The organism is Leucobacter sp. WKLB1 (assembly GCF_059696215.1).
Map to the genome: position 1 here is coordinate 2,092,115 of NZ_AP046115.1, position 17,708 is coordinate 2,109,822.

Sequence of the window (17,708 nt, forward strand, 5' to 3'; positions counted from 1 at the left end):
CGAGATATCACTCGCGTCGAACCAGCCGCCATCGCGGTCCGTGAGTGCCGCTTTCCGAAGACCGACGTACGAAACCGAGCATTTCGAGTTCTGCGAGGAGCGCACGGCATTCTTCCGGCGCAAGACCTGCGGCGAGCGCGACCGATTCTTCGGTGCGCTGCCCCTGGAGCGGAAGCGCGTCGAGGAGCCGACGATGCAGAGCGGGTTGGCGATCCTGCGATTCCCCGCCACTCCCCGCCCACGAGAGCGGATCGCGAGAAACGTCGATGAGCTGCGACGCCGCGTCAGTGGCGCCGATGCACTCCCTGAGTTCTTCTGCGTTACTCACGAGGAGCGCGCCGTACTCGCGAATCAGTCGGTGGCATCCGGCTGAGGTCGCACTGGTCACCGGGCCGGGAACAGCTCCGAGGTTGCGGCCGATCTCCGCGTCATGACCCGCTGTGTTCAGCGACCCGGAGCGGATTCCGGCTTCGGTCACGAGTGTCATTTCTGCGAGCGCGGCGATCGACCGATTCCGTTGGAGAAAGCGCCAACGTGTCGGCGCGGCGCCGGGAATCATCTCCGAGCAGACCGCGCCCTGCTGCGCGATGCGTTCGAGCAGCGAGGCGTGCGCGCTGGGGTACGCACGGTCGACTCCCCCGGCGAGCACTGCGACTGTCCGCGCGCCCGCGGCGAGCGCCGTGCGATGAGCGATCGCATCGACACCGTACGCAGCCCCCGAGACGATTGCGGCACCGGCAGCGCACGCCGCATCGGTGAGCTCGGCGGTGACATGGGCGCCGTACCCTGTGCAGGCGCGTGCGCCCACCACCGCAAGCGATGGAACCACGAGGGCCGCGGTGTCGCCGATCACCCAGAGCAACTGCGGCGCGTGCGCTCCAAGGTCGTTGAGTTGCACTGGCCAGCAGCCCGATTCCGGCGCGACGAGTCTCACACCGGCGGCGCGCGCCCGCTCGAGATCGCGGACGCTTTCAGCGCGGTCGAGTCTTGGGACCCACCGTTTGACCGCGGCTGCAATCGAGCGACGATCGATCTGCGCTCCACTCGCGGCGGCTTCTGCGACAAGCTCGGTGGGCGAGGCTCCGCTGATGAGCAGCGCGAGAGCAGGCGCCGCCCCGAGGCTCCCAATCAACGCCCCGGCTACCGCGTCACCGGGTTCGATGACGCGCGCCCACGCGGTACGGGCAAACAGCGTGTCGTGCGATTCCGGGGGTGCATCGCTCGGAGGGGCCATCGCATCGAGCATCGAGGCGATCGACGCATCGATTCCCAGATCAAGCCGCGCCCCCATCATCCGAGATCACCCCCGCGCAACACGAGCGCCTGAGCGACTTCGGGGCGCCGAGGCCGATCCTTTCCGGCCAGATCGGCAATCGTCCAGGCGACGCGCAGCGCCCGATCGTACCCCCGAAGCGTGAGCCCACCACGGGCGAGCGCATGGTCGAGCACCGCCGTGTCGGCCCGCGGAAGCCGAAACCGCTCGCTGCGCAGCCAGTTTCCGGGAATCTCGGCATTCACCGTCCATGGAGACCCCCGCCAGCGTTCCGCTGCAGCAGCGCGCGCCACGATGACGCGCTCGCGCAATCGCGAGCTCGTGGGCCGCACTGTCTCGGCGTCGTCGAGCAGCACCTTTGATACGCGGTGCAGTGTGAGCCGCAGGTCGATGCGGTCACTGAGCGGACCCGAGATGCGCTGCTGATACGCGACCCGGACTCGCGGGCTGCATCGGCAGCTCAACGCGGTTTCCGCCGACCCGGCGTTTCCGCAGGGGCAGGGATTCGCTGCGATGACGAGTTGCACTCGTGCGGGCAGCTCGGTGCGAATACAGGAACGATGAATCTCGATACGCCCGGTTTCCAACGGTTGCCTGAGTGCATCGAGTACCGTGCGGGGGAATTCGGGAGCCTCAGCAAGGAATCGAAAGTACACCCCGGTTGTGTGCTCTCATTCTAGCCGCCGACCAAGTCAGAACAGGCCTGATCAGTGGGCGAATCTCGATCACGCTCGATCAGATTCAGCGAGAGCCGCTGGCGCTCGGCAACTGCCTGAGTGTCTAGCTTGTTCGCAGCACTTCCTCCGGTTTGAAGTACTCGACGAAGAGGCGTCCCAGTTCGATCCAGTCTCTTGCGGTCACGCTGTCATCGGCGTGCAGATCAAGAGCCTCCTCGACCGTCCAACTGTCGTAGGTGACGTATGGCTCGTTCCAGCGTCCAGACTCCCACGCAGCACACGCACCTTTGCGACGCTCGGATTTGCCGACGCCGATCCAAAAGAGGTTGCCAGGGTCGTGACCTTTGATGCTCGGGAAGTGATTCACTTTGTCCCATTGACGCCAGGCATGGTTGAAACCGAACTCGAACGCCATCTTGTTGCTCGTGACGGCCTCGACTCCCTGCGCGAGCACGCCCAGGGCCATGCCGATCACGACTTCTTTGACCTGGTTATCTTTCGTCAGCGCCATGAATCAACGGTATCGGCCGCCCCTGACGTAGTCGCGTCCCTCGTCAGTCACCCTGATGATGAAGCAACCGCAGTCAGACTGAGCACATGGACCTCACACTCAACGAAGCACAGCGCATCGTCCTTCAATGGGTTGCGGACGGCGCTGACCTCAACAATCCGCTCAGCCGCTCAGCCGCTCAGGCGACCTCGTGTGCGGCAGACTTAGGTGGTGTTGGCCGATCCATCGCTGGAACCGATCTAGGTGGGTGTCGACGAGAGCGGAGTGTTCGTGCGCGACAGGCTTTCGAGATCGCCCGTCAGTGATTTGCTTACTCTGACCGAGAACCTCGAGATCTACGAGTGCGAGAACTTCCTTCTTGAAGGCTCCGTCGTTGACGAGGTTTCGGCGTACTGGGCAGCCCATGTCGCGCATTTCTACTTCCAGGTCTCCGGGGAGGATCCATACTCTGCTGGCGACCACTTCCCGGACCTCCGCAACAGGGTTGTCGACGGTCTCTCTGATGCAGGTTTCACGGTCCAAGCACGTGAACTCGCCGCGTTGGCCGATGAGGTCGCGTTCAATCGGCACGTAATTCGCCAGTACACAGAGGAGGACCCGCTCTATAGCACCGTGAATCGGCTTCTTCGTCGGGGCCATCGTGAAGAGAGCATCGCCAAGCATCCGCTGGTGCCGTGGATCTCGCATCTGAACGTAGCGATCCGAACCCAAGCGGAGGTTCTCAAGACCTGCTTCAGAGGTGCTGAGATGGACGCCTCCACAATCTCCGAGTACCGCGTCAATCGCATGTTCGTTTGGTCGTCCTTCACATCTCTGTCGACGGACCGGGGCCAATGTCTCGACGGCAACGTTCTCTTCGTCGTTACACCGCGGAGCGCGATCTCCGAGCACGGCAAGCGTGCCCCCCGGGCCATTTCGCACCTATCTGCATTCCCCGAAGAAGCGGAAGTGCTCCTTCCATTGGGTTGTGCGTTCAAGGTGACCACCACGCGGCGCGAGGGCGGGAGAACGGTCATTCACCTAGATCTCTTCGATCACAACTGATTCACCCCCGACAGATCGCGCCGACCGCGACCGTGCGGTTTCCGATAGGTACTTCCGGGCCGGCTCCATCCGACAGACTGCACACTCCATTCGGCGGGTTGACACCAGTTGCCCCGGCTGGAAGGCGACTGGACGTCGATGCCAGCCGGATGTAGTTGTCATCTCGCGAGCCTCAGCAATGAATGAAAAACAGTTCTCAATCGGTGCCCTCATTTTGGCCGCGAGCGGGCTCAGAACGTGTGTGATCAGCGGGCGAATCTGCATCAAGCACGATCAGATTGACGCATGAACGCGAACACCATCCCACCGTTGACATCGTCCACCGTTGAGCAGTTGCGGAGCTTCATCGAGTCAGCCGCCGCCATCGAGCCACCGATGCGGGTGTGGGAGATATCGCTCGTGTGCGGTCATGTGGTTCGGTACGGGCAGCACGCCAGCCTCCACGCGCCCGATTCCCCGACCTGGTCATGCGCCGATTGCGGGCACCGTCGCCGAGTGATCGGTTCAGCCCACGCGCATGACGCTCGAGAGCGAGTCTGGCGTCTCCGAGAGGTTCACGTTGAGCATCGGCGTGCGCTCGACGAGATCGCGAGATTGAGACGACAGCTCGACCGTGCGGAGCGTCGTGTCGCCGCCGCGCGAGCATCACTCCTCGGAGTGCAGGACGATGTTGAGTCGTTCGGCGGGACTGCCACGACCTGGAGCGAGATCGATGTGATGGATGAGCTGACGCAGGAGCGTCCGGCGTGACTCAGTGTTCAGTGTCGGCCACACGGCGACGAGTTGCTCATGGGTCAAAGGTGCCGGGTGTTCGATGGTGAGTGCGACGCGTTCCTCGTTCAGATTCGCGATGCGCTCCAGGACGCGGGCGATCATCCCGGTGACGATCTGGTGGAGCTCACTACCGACCACGAGCGAAGACGCCTTGCTGCGAACGGCAGCGAGTTCTTCACGCGCCACCGCAAGTTCTGCGTCAACCCGAGCAACCGCTTCAGTGTTCGTGCTCTCCGCCTTTCTGTTGTGGGCGTCGAGGCGGTCGCTGGAGAAGAACTCGAACAACCAGTCAATGACGTACTGCTCGGCTACCGGTGCAGTGATAGACGCACCACCGATGCAGGTGCCGGCCCCGTGACGGCGATTCGCTTTGCACCGATACACATACCGGACCAGCCGATGGCCGTCTGCGTCAGGTTTCTGCGACTGAGCAACACCGGCCAATCGCCTTCCGCAGGGGCATCGCAGCAGCCCAGTGAGCAGCCACGCGCGGGCACCCCACCCGTTGCGTGCGTCAGTACTGCGTGACCTGAGGGCCGCTTGGATACGGTGCCAGGTGTCGAGGTCGCAGACCGGTTCTTGACTGATCACCGGCTCCCCACCCGGGGTCAGGGCGACGTAGTCGAGCGGATCAACACGGACACCTCGACGGTGCGGCGGTAACTGGTGCTGGCGGTAGCCGACCATCCGGGGCGAGACCAACGCGGCACGGACTCTCTGCTCACTCACAAGCCCACCCTGTGAACCGGTGATCCTGTAGCGCGTCTGCCAGTGCACTGCGACTTCGCGTAGGCCGGCGCCGGCGAGGACCAAGGCGACGGCATCTTTCAATGCCTGGTGCTCGACGGGGTGTGGTTCCAGGCGCCGCCCTGTGCGTCCTGCATGATCGGTGACTCGGGGTCCGGGTTGCCAGCCGAAGGGGCGGCGTCCGCCGTTGATGAACCCGGCCTGCGCGGCGTGACGTTTCGCGGCACGCTGCCGCTCACTCATCGTGTCCGTCTCCGCCTCCGCCAACAACGCCTTCACACCAGTGGAGAGTTTCGCAGCGGCGGTGACGCTGTTCAGCTCCTTCGTGGAGTCCTGATGCGACAACAACGTCACACCCTGCTGTTGACACGACGTCACCCACTCCAGGCAACGCGACGCGACCCGAAGAGTGCGGTCAAGCTTCCAGAACGCCACCGCCCGCACCCGCCCCGACGCGATCCCCGCATTCAACGCACGCCACCCCGCACGCTCCGTCCGGGCGTAGGCGCTCGCGGAGTCGCGGTCGACGTACTCCCCCATCACCGTCCACCCGCCCTCCGCCGCGAGCTTGCGCGTCAGGTCAAGGCGTTGCCGCTCGATCGCGTCACGGCCGTCGCCGTGCGCACGCGAAAGCCGCAGATACAGGAACACCGGCCGAGTGCCTGGTAGCGGTGTCTCGGGGCCTGTCCACCGAAACGGCGGAGGCTTCACCTGTGCGGGCTGAAGGAGGACTGTCGTCATAGATGCCTAGTCCGGGAACGGTGGCTCGTCACCCCACGCGCCCGTTCCGGCACGGTTCGCGCGCCCGAACCCCGCGCTCGCACGCGGCGCGAACGGGCTGCTGATCGAGGCCGAGTGTGTACTGCGGTAGATCACCCGGTCCCCAACAACGGTGCCTGCATACCGGCCGGCGGAGTCGAAAACCTTCTCCCCACGGACACGACCAACGTGGGTGCCCGATGAACTGAACAGGTCATCTCCACGACGCTTCAGCGGCCGACCGTTCTTCGTATACAGATAGTCCATACGACGATCGTCAGCGCGACCACCGACATTTACGCGGTGCGGTCAGCCTCGAACGGGCTCACGACCGACTGCACGCCATGCTCGGCACACACGAAACCAACCCGAAGATGTCCATCGGCCTCGAACGGCTCAGGCGGAAGATCGCGGCCGCACTCGGAGCACGTGCGATACGCCAGGTCACCGCTCCCGAGCTCCATGGCTCGAATCTACGCCGCGACGCGTCGACGGTTCAGGATGAAGTCGTGCTCGCGAGCCTAGTGACGCTTACCGTCGCCGCGCATCTGCGCCAACTACACCCGTCACCTCTTCACGACTCCGCTCACGTTCACCGCTAAAGCGGGCGCGATAGCTTTCGCCGAACGGCGTAGCGAGAATGAGACAGTGACCCGAATTGAGCACCTTGCGCGCGCCGACCGTTCAGAACTATGCGAGATGCTTGAGGGCGAGAAAGACTTCCCTCAGCACCTCTTGTACCTCTACCAACGATCAGCCGGCCCGGACGAGAACCTCATCGCCCGACGCAACGGCCAAATCGACGGGCTGCTCACGGGAACGATCCGACATGACTTCTCGGACAACCGCGACTTCAGCGGCTTCGATCTCCCGCACTCACCGCACGCCCTAGTCACACGCATACATGTTCGCGACTCCGCGAGGTGCCACGGTATAGGCCGAGCGCTAGTAGCGCAGTTCGCGGTCGAGGCGATCGAGCATGGTTGCGGCTTCATCGGCGGCTACCTGGACGGCACCTCCGACGTGACGGGAAGGAAGGCGTTCTTCGAACGTCTCGGATTCGTCGTCAACAGGTTCGATAGTTTCGGGAGTCACCCAGACGAGATACTTGCCTCGGCAACCCGATAACCCCACACAGAGGAACTAAACCAATGGCATTACGCAGACTCGGGCTGTGGCGCACCCCACCGGCTGACGTGGACCGCTCCAGCAATGAGTCATGAAACACCTGTCGACGCGTATGGGGTCCCGACCCACGCATTCGGCGAACAGGCACCTCCGGAGCTGTTCGAAGTTCTCGGCCGGATTCTGGCGGTGCACGGAAAGATCGAGTACCTGCGGGACCGGCTCAATCACCTCCCTTCCAACGAGACGACGTCGAACAGGAAAACCGAGCAGTTCCTCGCCAGGTTGGCCGCAGGACAGACCGATCGAAACGCAATCGTGCACTCGTACTGGGTGATCGGTGCTCACACGACCAACCCCGATGTGATTCTTGCCATTCGATACAAGACAAGGAAACAGACATCCGGCGATATAGCCACAGTCTCGATCATCGATGCGCCAGAGAGCGAACGCGAGCAGGACTATAGCCAGTACACGCTGGACGACCTGAAGCGACTCTTGCGGGACAGCGTCGTGACCATGCGCATCGGCGAGCAGGCCTACAGCGAGATCATGCTCAACTGGGCCGCCAGTACCTCGACCTAAGCCGGCACAGCCGTTACGAATCTCAGCCCACTCGTCAGGTTGTCCGCGACTCGCTGGTCGACGCCGGAAAGGGAGCAAACCTCGGCTGTAAGCTCGAAAACGTCATAGGAGACAGAGGCAGTGAGATCGTAACCGCGGGGGCAACGGCGGTTTAGCTCGCGCACCACCGCAACTGCCGCACGGTCTTCGGAGCGGAGAAAAGGATGTGGGCGGACAACGAGGCAGACGTCGATCTGCTCGGCTTCGACTTCTTGGTCGACGGCCTCGTCATCGCACTGACCGAGCCACGTCTGCTGCCGCTGACCGTTGGAGTGCTCGGCGACTGGGGGTCGGGCAAGAGCAGCCTGATGCGGATCGCTGCGGACGAGTTGCGACAGGTACAGCGAGAATGCGACACACCGCCCGAAGACGAGCGTGATGCCTTCCCTTATCTGGTCGTGGATTTCAGCCCATGGCAGTACGAGGACCACGAGGACGTCAAGATCGCGCTGATGACCACGGTTCTCGATGCTCTCGCCGAGCGCGTGCCGAACGCGCAAGCAGAGGTTGGACGCCTTCGGGAGTTCATAGACCGGCTGAAGCGTTGGGGCCGGCGGGTCAGCCGCGTAGGCGCGATCGCGACGCCGACCGTTCTGCCACTCATTCTGCAGGGTGTCGCGCCGGAGATGGGAGCTGAGCTGACGACTGCTGTCACCGCGGCTGCGGGAGCTGTCGCGAAGGAGGCTCAGAGCGCTTTCGCGGACCCCACAGGCGAACCGTCCGGCTCGGACGCACATGGGCCTTTGCCGCTCGCTGATATCAAGGCGTTCCGTGCGGAGTTCGGTCGGCTCGTCGAGCGGATACCGGGCGGTGAAGCTGTGATCGTCTTCATCGATGACCTGGACAGATGCCTGCCCGAGACCGTCGTCGACACGTTCGAAGCCATTCGTTTGTTCTTGAATACCCCGAAGACTGCATACGTCTTGGCGCTCAACCAGAACGTCGTGGAGTCCGCGATCGACTCGCGGTACCCGGATCTGAAGAAGGCCGACGGAGGCGGGATCGGACGCGACTATCTGGAGAAGATGCTCCAGTTGAAAGTCTCAGTACCCGCGCTCTCAGCTGCTGAGGCTGAGACCTACGTCAACCTTCTTTTCGCCGACCTGCACTTGAACCCGGCAGAGTTCAACCAAGTATTGGAGGCCGCGAAGGAGAACCGGAAGACGAACGGTCTATCGGTCGCGTTCAACACCGGTATCGCGGGCGACGTACTCTCCAAGCCGCCGAAGTCGCTCACCGACGACTTGGGGTGGGCAGCGGAGATCACTCCAATCCTTGGATCGTCATTGCGCGGGAACCCCCGCCAGCTCAAGAGATTTCTCAACAACTTGCTGCTCAAGCATCGAAGTGCCGCCCGTCGAGACGTCGACCTGAAGTTGCCCACCCTCGCCAAGCTCATGGTGCTCGAAGACCAGTACAACACCGATTTCCAGAAACTATTCGACTGGGAGATGGTGGCAGGCGGGAAGTGTCCGGAGATCGGGATCGCCGAATCTGTAGCGCGTAACGGCCTTCGCGACGCCACACCAGGAGTTGAAGCTGAGGAAGCGTCTAGCGGCGAGAAGCCGACATCGCGGAAACCGTCTTCGACACGTGCCAAGACGCCCGTCCTCACCGCGGAGCCAGAGAAGGCTCCTACCGACGCGGAGTCGTGGGCGGCCAAACCCAGCATCGCCGAGTGGCTCCGAGCCGAACCAGCTCTTGCCGAAACAGATCTACGCCCTTACTTCACCTACTCGAGAGACAAGCTCTCCTTCGGAGTCTCGGCTTCTCGCCTTGCACCACACCTTCAGCAGCTGCTCGGCAATGTCCAGTCGGATATCGACGCTAACCGGCGTAGTCACTATTCGGCGATCAGTGCCCTCGATCCCATCGAACGTGCACAGTTCACCGAAGCGTTGATCGACCGTGTCCGGCGCCACCCATCGAGCATCGCGATGACAGCGCTCCTCGAACTGTCAGAACAGAACCCCGACATCATCCAATCCGTCTGTGACGCCTTGATGCGAATCCCGGCCGCGAGCATCGTCGGTGCCACTGGAACCACTGCGGTCCGTCGCCTACCCGCGGGTCATCCCTCAGTCGATGCGCTCCTCAATCACTGGGGTGCGAGCGACAACGCCACTCTCAAAACACTCATCGCCAGCGCGCGCAAGACGCAGGCCCAGAAGGGAGGCTCCAGTGGGAACCTCGGCCGATAGGTCCGCAGGCAGCGGCGGCGCCTGGACACCGTTGAAGCATGCGACCAACTCCTACGTCCGCGGCATCGGACGTAGCGACTCCAACACTCGAGCGGAACGGGTTCTGGCGCGGCATGTGCCGCTGCTCGGCGGCCCGGCTGGAGCGGCGTCATCGGCACGGGCCGGCAGCGCTGGCATTCGTCAGTTGGGTGCTCTGCTTTCCGGAATCGCTACCGAGGGTGTTACGGGTGCTCTCAACGCCCTCGGCTTGTCGCGCCTCATCGGAGCGGACAGGTTCGTCGTGCTCGACGAACTCATCACGTTCATCACGGGCGACGGCGACGATCTGGATGCGCAAGCTGCGCGGGACGCCGCGTGCGACGTTCTCGACGAGATTTTCGCCGACGCGGATACTGCAGAAGAGATCGCCGCCGTCAGCGTTGACGAAGCCGAGTTGGCGACCATCCTTGAGCGATTCTTGGCTCTGTACGTGTACAACCGCATACCTGTGGTGGCCGAACGACTCAGCAGACTCGCCGACCCCGCCGCCATGCGTCAGGCCGATCAACAGATGCGGCAGATCATCTCCGACTTGGTTGCCATCAGTCTCCCCGACGACCTGTCGAGCATCGACTGGCAAGGAAGCGGCGGAAAGGCCTTGGCCGATAACGCGCTCCGATCCGTCTACGACACACTCGCCGCGCTCGACGATCAGGAGCAGTCATGAACAACTACCGGCTGAGGAGCAATCCGACAACGGCCCTCCAAACCGACGAAGACGTCCTCGTCCTTGACTGGAATCCGGGCAAGGCGTCAGCGACCATTCAGATCGGACGACGTGCTGGAGCTCGGTTCTTCGATGGGTGGCGTGCGCCGCGCGAAGCGCTCGACCTGTTCCTCCTCGGTGCAGCGGCGTACTGCGTCGACAAGACCAGCCTGCGACGTTCGACTGCCGATAGCTGGACCCGTGACCTCCGTCTCGAACTGCCTGTGGAAGCTGTTGATCGCTGGCGAGACTCCAGCATCACCTCGGTGCTGGACTTCCTCACGGGCGATCGATGGGCCATCCAGCCGTACCGGGAGGCGCGGTCTCCGCTCGCCGACCTGAAACGCGTGCCCGACGATGTAGCACCCGTCGCCGATGTCGATGCGGTCTGCCTGTTTTCCGGCGGGTTGGACTCGCTCACAGGCGTGATCGACCTTCTCGAAGAGAGCCCCGATCGCCGTCTTTGCTTGCTCTCCCATAACGAGGGTGACAAGGCCTCGACTGCCCAGCAAGAACTGCTGGCTGCACTACGAGACCACTACGGCGCGGAGCGTATTCAGAGCCGACGATTGTTCCTACGACCTGCACCGGTCAACGGGCAACAAGCTCGTTCTCTGCCATCGGCACGTGAGAACACAACACGTGCAAGGTCACTGTTGTTTCTGACCGCTGCGCTTGCTCTCGCGTCATCGGTGAGCCCTACGACCCCGGTGTATATCCCCGAGAACGGCTTCATCGGTATCAACGTGCCCCTGACCCGCGCTCGTAGCGGCAGCTACAGCACGCGCACTACACACCCGTTCTTCATTAAGACGTTGAGCGAAGCGATCAGCGAGATCGGGGTGAGCAACCCCATCTTGAACCCGTTCCGCCTCAAAACGAAGGGTGAGATTCTCGCCGAGACCAAGAATCCGGACCTGCTGGAACGGCTAGCACCACTCAGCGTTTCTTGCTCCCATCCGGAGGCTGCACGCTATGTGAAGCGTCCCCAAGGTAACTGCGGCTACTGTTTCCCGTGCCTCATTCGGCGCGCCTCGATGGCGCACGTTGGATGGGACGGAGCTGACGGGTACGCATGGGATGCGCTCGCCGGCACCGACCTGCTCGACCGCAACACGCGCCGCTCCGCAGACCTGCGCGCCGTGATTAACGGCGTCTACGCGGATCGGCCGGATCGAGACATCTTCCGCAACGGGCCAATCCCCGACGGGGAACACAGAGAGTTCCTCCGTGTCTGGCGGGGAGGAATCGGCGAACTGCGCGAATGGTTCGGCGGCGCCAGCGGTGCCACCCGCGACGCGGTGAGCGAGCTCGGATGAGCCCAGATGTCCTGATCGATACGCACTGCCACCTAGGGATGTACCCGGATCCCGTCACGGTCCTTCGAGACGCGCAAGCAGCACACACCCGAATCGTGGCCGTCACCGAGGACCCTGACGAGTATCGACGACTCAGAACGCGCCTGGGCTCCCGACCCGACATCGACGTCGCCCTCGGACTGCATCCACTCCGGGCCGCGTCGTTCACGCCCAACGATCTCGCACGATTCTTCCGGTTCGTACCGCAAAGCAAATGGATCGGAGAGGTCGGACTGGACTTCTCGCGAGCTGGAGCCTCTACAAGGAAGCAACAACTCAAAGTCTTCGACATGGTGCTCACCGAAGCACAACCGGGACGACATCCCCTCACCGTCCATAGCCGAGGCGCTGAAAAGGATGTCATTGGGCGCCTTACAGACGCGAACCTACCCGGCGTTCTACATTGGTACTCAGGCCCGCTCGGCCCGATCGATGATGCCCTCGCCGCTGGCCTCTACTTCTCCTTCAACACCGCGATGACTGTCTCCAAACGATTCCCAGCGTTGCTTCGATCCATCCCAAGAGAGCGAATACTGCTCGAAACGGACGGACCATACGCCAAAGCTCGTGGCCGAGTCACCTATCCACACGAACTCACCGATGTCGTGAAGGCATTCGCCCACGGGTGGGGCATCACTCTGGAAGCAGCCACGGGGATCATCGTCGACAACCAACGTCGATTCCTTAAAGAGACCGACGCCGCTGACCGCCGTTAGCCTCCGACACTCATCGTCCTAACGTCCAGCATTGAAGGGCTCCGCATGGCACGTGCACATGATTTCACCGAACACCTCGACGTTGCCAGGTCTCGAACAATCCAAGGCGCGATCCGAGAAGGAGCAACAATCCGGTCTGGTGCTCAGCTAACGGTTCAAGGCGCGGTCGTGGGACCGATCATCGTGGAGAACGACGCGATCCTCATGGTTCAGGGCAGCTTCAACGGCGACATCCAACAGAACGACGGCACGCTCATCTTGTACGGCCAAGCATCTCTTGATCTCGACAAGCCGACAGGCCGCCTCGCTGTGGGAGTCGATTCCCTCATCACGACCGACCGCGGCGCCTTCAGACTCTCGCCAGACGGAGAACTGATCGAACTACACGGTAGCCAACCCGCCGGGAGCCTAAATGTCCGGACTGATCGTGTGTGCGTCTATGACGAGGACGAACAGCGCTTTCGCTCGCTGAAAGGGAACGACCTAACCTAGCCTTGATGAACTCGGTGGCGACCGTTCTCTGTGGCGCTTCGGTTCCTATCAGCAAAGAATGGAAAATACACCTCAGTTGTGCGCTCCCACTCTAGCCGTCGAGAGTTATGTCTCTCTGATATGCCTTCATGGCCTGGCGGCGATCGCGACCCGCGAGTTCCGCGCGCACGTAGAGCCTCTTCATGCACGGGCCCATGAGATCGTCCCGAAGAACAACGTCGTAGGACGTGTGCCGCGGCTCGGGACGACGTCCCGCCACTCCCCAGACGCCACCGAATACACAGTGCCGGGCGTGAGTCGGGCCTTGGGACGGGCGACGGGATCCGTCGATCTGGGAGGGATGATCTCGAGGCGAGCGCAGGCGCCAGTACGAGCAGGAGAAGGCCCGAGCTTGACGGGCCCGTTTGCAGCTCCGCCTATCGAGCCGTTTGCGGTGGTGATTGGTGCTGCACGCACCCACAATGATGTGGCGTAACTATGGTTGATCAGTATGAGGCCGTTGGACGTCATCACCGCGGCTGTTCGCTACACGCTGCAGCCCTATCTCATGGATCAATGGTTCCAAGCGCAAGGAACCACCTTCCGACGTTCGGTCTGCGAGATCACCCAGATGGCGGAGATTCAACGCCATGGCGTTGGCGGGGCTCAAGGCATGGGCTTCTTTGATAACCGCACTCATATGCCTGCGGTCGACGAGCTCCTCGGACATCTCAAACCTCCAGATGCTTCGAGCCCTCCCTGCGTAATCATGTTCCGCCCTCATCGGATCGATGAAAGCATCGAGACTTCCATCCGCATCACTCAGGATTCCGACCTGGTTGAGATCGCGGCCGGGACAGTGTGCGGCATCGATGTGCTGCTCGGAAAGATGGCGACGATTAGGACAGCGGCAGACGCCGTCGATAGCCTCTCCGGCATGAAACTCACCTCCTTCGAGGGTATTTTGGGTTGGTATCTTGACCACGATCAGCTCGTGAAAGCGCGCACGTTCGTCACTGGATTGCACGAGCACTTCGCCGAGCAATCGCGGCGGGAAAAGCTCGCTGGGCGGCTCGAAGACGTCGCCGCGCGCATTTCCCCCGACACACCCTGGAGAAACTGGCTCGCGAGGCCCATGACCGGCGCGACCGGATGACGGGCGACGCACCACAGCCGCTGGTCGAACTGCTCGTAGAAGGTGTCGATCTCGAGCTGATCGACGTCACGCTCACGCCGCCGTCCGTCCCGAAGATGCTTGCGTGGTGCTGGGCGCACCTCGAACGCTCCGTTCCGAATCCGTCACGGGTGCAGTTGGTGGTGACCGGGTACATGGCTGGCTCGGTGGCACGCTGGGCTCCGCAAGACGACGCCGCTGGAGCCCAAACGGTCGAGCACGGTGCGGGACTCTCCGCAGGCAAGACGATTCGGCTACCCAATGGCCGCGCCGTCGTGCTGCTCCACGCGCACTACTTTCGCAATGATCTCGATCGCGACCAGACCGAGGTCAACGAGCTGATCGCCAAGCGTGTGCTCGTGCACGAGACGCAGCACGTCGTCATGCACCAGAACCAGCAGGTCTATCAGCCTGACCCTACCGCGACTTTCCGCAACCTCAATCTTGTCGGCGGCGCCGCGGCGATCATCGAGGAGTATCGGGCAGAAATCAGCGTCGGCGACGAGTTCCGCCGCGGCGAGCCGTTGTGGGAGCCGGCTACGATCATTACCGACCTCCAGGCGAACCTCGACGTTGCCGTCGCCGCATACCAAGGCCATCGCTCTATCGGCCGGCTGGTGTTCGAAGCGACGAGTTCTGTGCTGATCGGGTGGCGTGGGCTCGCGTACGCCGCCGCACGCGAAGTGGTGGTCCCCGAGGGTGGTCTTGTCAGTGAGGTAAGCGCGACCACGGTGTGGTCGCGTGGATTCGGCGACTGCTGGCATGCCTTTACCGCCGTGCTTGGGCGCGTCGAACCCGCTGATGTCATCATGTCGAAGGAGGCGCTCGATGGGGCCGCCGCTGAGTTCGCCGAGATCATCGGCGACTCAATGACCTGTCTGGGCTTCCTCTGGTACGACGACATGTTCGTCATCGAGCCGTGGTTCGTCGAATCCCCGACATACGCGGCCTCACGCGCCGACGCGTTGACGACCGTGCAGCGGCTACGAGTCCGGCTGGCTCGCCGCCCCGCATTGGGCGGCTTCTTCACGAACTGAGCGTCGGCGCGGAATCCGCGCCGACGGGGGTTGAGTTGTCCCGGTGGCCGGCTGTCCGGATCGTCGCTACCGTTGAGGGCATGGCCTACCCCCGCGTGTACTTTTCAGTGACCAAGAGCGAGGCAGAGTTTCTCGCCGACTACGAACCGACGCTCGCGACGTGGGCTGATGAAGACGGGCTGACGCTGCTCATGCGAGCTCTCCGCAACGGAGATCCTGCCAGCCGCGTCGCGATCGCTACACGGCTACTCGATGACGGCGCTGAGGCCAGCGCCGCAACCGAGAGCCATGTGAACGTTTTGCACGTATTGCTGAGCGCAACAAAGCATGATTTCACCGCCGAAGCTCCCCTGCTCGCCCGCCTGCTCGATGAAGGCGCGGATATCAACGCTGACAGTGGTAGCCGGTGGGGCACACCCCTGCAAACGCTGAGCCGTACGTTCAAGTTCTCCGACGAAACTCTCGCTCCGTTCTACGACGTCATGTTTGCTCGCCCTGAGCTCGATGTGACCACCGCGAGCAGCAAGGGACGCAGCGTTATAGAGAGCGCCGAGGCCGCCATTGAAAGCCGCGCCGACCTTCTCGCGCGCTGCCAAGCGCACACGAACCAGCACGGACTGCACTGAAGTCAAGCGGCGATACCCGCACCGATACCGCGACAGGTCAACGCGCGCAGATCTCCCCCACGCGACCACATCTCAGCCTCAGCAACTCGGAGTATCGATGGGTTGCTCGGTGGGTGACGGACACCATAGGAACGGCCAATACCGCGTCCTACTTCTCTCAGAGAAGCTCGCCGACTGCAAGATGTTTTCGCGCGGTGCTTTCCCTAGCGAGCAACTGAAAAGACTACGAATCTCTCGAGTCCGCCTGGCTCGACAACGCGTCATGATGATCACTTCGGCGGACAAGCCGGCCACAGCGCGACCCGCTTCAGATGGCTAGAAGAGTGTGATGATCCATACTGCGAGTGGAATGCCCACGACAAAGAACACGAGCCCCACGATGGTATTGCGGCGGGATGATCTCTTCTCGTCCGATTTCATGCGGCCAGCCTAGCCAGTAAGCCGGTCTGCTCGAGCGGGCGGCGTGGGTGTCACGCGTGCGTTCGCTCTTACACAGATGGGTGCGGTGACGCCGGCAGGATCTTCGCGAGTCGTTTCCTGCGTTTGTTTTCGGTGACGATCCAGTTGATGTCGGGGTTGTTGGTGTCGAGGTCGAGGAAGGGTGCAAGAGCGATGCTGGGGTTCGCGGCGACGATAACGCTCCAGCAGTATCCGAGAGCCTGCCGGAGTGTTCTCGCGTCCGGTGAACGGCGGCGTTGATCCGGCCACTGGGTGAACTGTGACGTGACTGTTCGACACATCTGCAGCGCGGCCTGGACGGTGTCCCGGTCGTGCAGCAGCCGGGGTTCGCAGAGCGCGACAACTGCTGCACGCTGCACGAGCGGATCAGGGTCGCTGGCCCAGGTGCTCGCGATGCGGAGGAGGGATGCGATGTCGTTGTCGCCGAGGAGTTGCAAGCCGATCACGGCGCCCTCGCGGACGCGCCACCGGTGGTCTGTCACATGCATCCTCAACCGCTTGACGGTCTCGTCGTCAACCGCTCGAGCTCCGAGGGATGCGGCGGCACACATGACCGAATACTCATCACCGCTCGTCTCCAGCGTCGCGATCAGGTCCGGAGTCGCGACACGAACCACCGCGCGGAGAAGGCTGAGGTTCGCACGTGGCCCGGGAAGTCCAGAATGCGCCGCCAGGAAGTTGGGCCATTCGAGCGGGGTCAGCCCCTGGAGCATCGCAACCCAGTCGACGTCGTTGGTCATCGACCGAGCATATGACGGACAGTATCTTTGAGGACATGACCGCGACTACCCTCCCTTGCCGTGCGATCCGTGTCGGCCTCGCCGCCGTGGCCTGGTTCACCATGATCTCCGCGCTGGTGGGCATGTGCGGGCTCACCCTCGCTGGCGGGATGGGTCTTCCCTCCGAGTGGCTCGATGCGACGTCCTTCTCCTCCTGGGTGATACCTGGAATCCTTCTCGGCGTTCTCGTCGGCGGGAGTCAAGCACTCGCTCTCTTGGCAAGAGCCCGCCGGCTCCGCATCGGGTGGGGGCTGCATGCGGCGGCAGGGCTGATCTTGCTCATCTGGATCTTTGTGGAACTCGCCATCGTCCTGGAATGGTCGCCCCTCCACGCGATCTTCTTCGGCACCGGACTGGCGCAAGTCACCCTCGCTCTGCTCGCACTCGGCGCGTGGCCACGTCCCTTCCTCGCCCGCGACCCGAACACCAAGAGGGACCACACATCGAAGTCCCGCGCCCGTGCGAATGGATACGGTGCAGGTGCAGGTGCAGGTGCAGGTGCAGGTGCAGGTGCAGGTGCCGGCGCCGGTGTGTGAAGAACTGTGGTGTTGAGCCCGCAAGTGCCGTCTGTTCGCACGCGTGGGCGCAACGCTTTCGACGGGGTGAGC

17 protein-coding genes are annotated in these 17,708 nt (G+C 62.8%); 12 read left to right on the forward strand and 5 right to left on the reverse strand.

Annotated features, from left to right (window positions below; translation table 11 throughout):
• Positions 1–7: 7 nt before the first annotated feature.
• The 3 genes from dprA to ACZF5Y_RS09530 form a co-directional block, all read right to left on the reverse strand.
• A complete protein-coding gene (gene dprA, locus ACZF5Y_RS09520) occupies positions 8–1,294 on the reverse strand; it encodes a DNA-processing protein DprA (protein WP_497532414.1) in 1,287 nt (428 codons plus the stop codon).
• Entirely contained in the window at positions 1,291–1,929 is a 639-nt protein-coding gene (locus ACZF5Y_RS09525) for an ATP-binding protein (protein ID WP_497532416.1), read from the reverse strand. The genes dprA and ACZF5Y_RS09525 overlap by 4 nt, the downstream gene beginning before the upstream one ends.
• 124 nt (positions 1,930–2,053) lie before the next feature.
• Positions 2,054–2,461 carry a hypothetical protein gene (locus ACZF5Y_RS09530; RefSeq protein ID WP_497532417.1) on the reverse strand — a complete coding sequence of 136 codons (408 nt, stop codon included), beginning with the start codon at positions 2,459–2,461 and terminating at the stop codon, positions 2,054–2,056.
• 243 nt (positions 2,462–2,704) lie between these two features.
• Here ACZF5Y_RS09530 and ACZF5Y_RS09535 point away from each other — a divergent pair, with 243 nt between their 5' ends.
• On the forward strand, positions 2,705–3,505 hold the full coding sequence (locus tag ACZF5Y_RS09535; RefSeq protein ID WP_497532419.1) for an ADP-ribosyltransferase domain-containing protein: 801 nt from the start codon (positions 2,705–2,707) through the stop codon (positions 3,503–3,505).
• 645 nt (positions 3,506–4,150) lie between these two features.
• On the opposite strand, the gene ACZF5Y_RS09540 is transcribed toward ACZF5Y_RS09535, so the two are convergent.
• Positions 4,151–5,767: a recombinase family protein gene (locus tag ACZF5Y_RS09540; RefSeq protein WP_497532420.1), complete on the reverse strand. Its 1,617-nt coding sequence runs from the start codon at positions 5,765–5,767 to the stop codon at positions 4,151–4,153.
• A gap of 666 nt (positions 5,768–6,433) precedes the next feature.
• Here ACZF5Y_RS09540 and ACZF5Y_RS09545 point away from each other — a divergent pair.
• From ACZF5Y_RS09545 to ACZF5Y_RS09590, 10 genes are all read left to right on the forward strand, one after another.
• Positions 6,434–6,913, forward strand: coding sequence for a GNAT family N-acetyltransferase (locus tag ACZF5Y_RS09545; protein ID WP_497532421.1), 480 nt, complete (start codon positions 6,434–6,436; stop codon positions 6,911–6,913).
• Between the two features lie 84 nt (positions 6,914–6,997).
• Positions 6,998–7,495 (forward strand): hypothetical protein, encoded by a 498-nt coding sequence (locus tag ACZF5Y_RS09550; protein ID WP_497532422.1) that lies wholly within the window; start codon positions 6,998–7,000, stop codon positions 7,493–7,495.
• 203 nt (positions 7,496–7,698) lie between these two features.
• A complete protein-coding gene (locus ACZF5Y_RS09555) occupies positions 7,699–9,735 on the forward strand; it encodes a KAP family P-loop NTPase fold protein (protein WP_497532424.1) in 2,037 nt (678 codons plus the stop codon).
• Positions 9,716–10,441 (forward strand): Qat anti-phage system associated protein QatB, encoded by a 726-nt coding sequence (locus tag ACZF5Y_RS09560; RefSeq protein WP_497532426.1) that lies wholly within the window; start codon positions 9,716–9,718, stop codon positions 10,439–10,441. The genes ACZF5Y_RS09555 and ACZF5Y_RS09560 overlap by 20 nt, the downstream gene beginning before the upstream one ends.
• Complete coding sequence (gene qatC / locus ACZF5Y_RS09565) at positions 10,438–11,799, forward strand: Qat anti-phage system QueC-like protein QatC (protein ID WP_497532428.1); 1,362 nt, start codon at positions 10,438–10,440, stop codon at positions 11,797–11,799. The genes ACZF5Y_RS09560 and qatC overlap by 4 nt, the downstream gene beginning before the upstream one ends.
• Complete coding sequence (locus ACZF5Y_RS09570; RefSeq protein ID WP_497532429.1) at positions 11,796–12,554, forward strand: TatD family hydrolase; 759 nt, start codon at positions 11,796–11,798, stop codon at positions 12,552–12,554. Before qatC ends, ACZF5Y_RS09570 begins: the two co-directional genes overlap by 4 nt.
• A gap of 168 nt (positions 12,555–12,722) precedes the next feature.
• Positions 12,723–13,046, forward strand: a complete 324-nt coding sequence (locus ACZF5Y_RS09575) for a hypothetical protein (RefSeq protein WP_497532431.1) — start codon at positions 12,723–12,725, stop codon at positions 13,044–13,046.
• 499 nt (positions 13,047–13,545) lie between these two features.
• Positions 13,546–14,181 (forward strand): hypothetical protein, encoded by a 636-nt coding sequence (locus ACZF5Y_RS09580; RefSeq protein ID WP_497532432.1) that lies wholly within the window; start codon positions 13,546–13,548, stop codon positions 14,179–14,181.
• Positions 14,178–15,236, forward strand: a complete 1,059-nt coding sequence (locus ACZF5Y_RS09585; RefSeq protein ID WP_497532433.1) for a hypothetical protein — start codon at positions 14,178–14,180, stop codon at positions 15,234–15,236. Before ACZF5Y_RS09580 ends, ACZF5Y_RS09585 begins: the two co-directional genes overlap by 4 nt.
• An 80-nt stretch (positions 15,237–15,316) precedes the next feature.
• Positions 15,317–15,862, forward strand: coding sequence for a hypothetical protein (locus ACZF5Y_RS09590; protein ID WP_497532434.1), 546 nt, complete (start codon positions 15,317–15,319; stop codon positions 15,860–15,862).
• A 488-nt stretch (positions 15,863–16,350) separates the two neighbouring features.
• Here ACZF5Y_RS09590 and ACZF5Y_RS09595 read toward each other — a convergent pair whose 3' ends face one another.
• Positions 16,351–17,061: a HEAT repeat domain-containing protein gene (locus tag ACZF5Y_RS09595; protein ID WP_497532436.1), complete on the reverse strand. Its 711-nt coding sequence runs from the start codon at positions 17,059–17,061 to the stop codon at positions 16,351–16,353.
• 35 nt (positions 17,062–17,096) lie between these two features.
• Between ACZF5Y_RS09595 and ACZF5Y_RS09600 the strand changes: the two genes are divergently transcribed.
• On the forward strand, positions 17,097–17,636 hold the full coding sequence (locus ACZF5Y_RS09600; RefSeq protein ID WP_497532438.1) for a hypothetical protein: 540 nt from the start codon (positions 17,097–17,099) through the stop codon (positions 17,634–17,636).
• Positions 17,637–17,708: the final 72 nt, after the last annotated feature.

Bases quoted from the DNA above. Each gene is read 5' to 3' on its own strand.
- qatC (WP_497532428.1), top strand. From the start codon at position 10,438: ATGAACAACTACCGGCTGAGGAGCAATCCGACAACGGCCCTCCAAACC.
- ACZF5Y_RS09530 (WP_497532417.1), bottom strand. From the start codon at position 2,461: ATGGCGCTGACGAAAGATAACCAGGTCAAAGAAGTCGTGATCGGCATG.
- ACZF5Y_RS09595 (WP_497532436.1), bottom strand. From the start codon at position 17,061: ATGACCAACGACGTCGACTGGGTTGCGATGCTCCAGGGGCTGACCCCG.
- ACZF5Y_RS09570 (WP_497532429.1), top strand. From the start codon at position 11,796: ATGAGCCCAGATGTCCTGATCGATACGCACTGCCACCTAGGGATGTAC.
- ACZF5Y_RS09590 (WP_497532434.1), top strand. From the start codon at position 15,317: ATGGCCTACCCCCGCGTGTACTTTTCAGTGACCAAGAGCGAGGCAGAG.
- ACZF5Y_RS09600 (WP_497532438.1), top strand. From the start codon at position 17,097: ATGACCGCGACTACCCTCCCTTGCCGTGCGATCCGTGTCGGCCTCGCC.
- ACZF5Y_RS09555 (WP_497532424.1), top strand. From the start codon at position 7,699: ATGTGGGCGGACAACGAGGCAGACGTCGATCTGCTCGGCTTCGACTTC.
- ACZF5Y_RS09585 (WP_497532433.1), top strand. From the start codon at position 14,178: ATGACGGGCGACGCACCACAGCCGCTGGTCGAACTGCTCGTAGAAGGT.
- ACZF5Y_RS09540 (WP_497532420.1), bottom strand. From the start codon at position 5,767: ATGACGACAGTCCTCCTTCAGCCCGCACAGGTGAAGCCTCCGCCGTTT.
- dprA (WP_497532414.1), bottom strand. From the start codon at position 1,294: ATGATGGGGGCGCGGCTTGATCTGGGAATCGATGCGTCGATCGCCTCG.
- ACZF5Y_RS09550 (WP_497532422.1), top strand. From the start codon at position 6,998: ATGAGTCATGAAACACCTGTCGACGCGTATGGGGTCCCGACCCACGCA.